The following is a 532-nucleotide window of genomic DNA, read 5'->3' on the forward strand; positions in this document are numbered from 1 at the left end:
CATGAGCCTGCCATACGCCTATGACGTGTATGCCGCGACGCCGGACAATCAGGCGCACCAGCTGGCCATCGCCGGTCAGTATCGTCTGGATGCCACTGTGCTCAATGGCCGGGTGGTCGCAGGCCGCATGATCCAGGATGACGCGCTTATCCAGGTGGCCGGTAATCCGCTGCAAAGCTGGGATGGTCAGGTCGATACCCTGGACGCCAAGCTGGCCGCTACCTCGATGCTGACTCCGCGCCTGCGTGTCGGCGGCAGTGTCGATTACTCAAAGCGTGACAACGACTCATCCGTGTATGAGTTTATGCAGCCGCGCCTGAGTTATGACGCCATCAGCAACTCATTTAAGCAAAACACTGTGCTGGATAGCGAGCGTCAGACCGTCAAACTCAACACCGCCTATCGTCTGGCGCCGGGCTATCGCCTGCAGGCCGGTTACGACTTCAAACAGGTGGAACGTCATTACGGCGAGCGCGAGCAGACCCGTGACAACACCCTGTGGGCCGAGCTGGATATCCGTACTTTCGAGACA

The 532-nt window shown here is 59.2% G+C and carries 1 protein-coding gene; it reads left to right on the forward strand.

Going from position 1 to position 532, the window contains the following annotated elements:
• On the forward strand, positions 1-532 hold a 532-nt coding region (locus ACRRUX_RS20615), incomplete at both ends, for an MtrB/PioB family outer membrane beta-barrel protein (protein ID WP_432534108.1).

It is taken from the genome of Shewanella sp. GXUN23E, from assembly GCF_050865035.1.
Taxonomy (GTDB): domain Bacteria; phylum Pseudomonadota; class Gammaproteobacteria; order Enterobacterales; family Shewanellaceae; genus Shewanella.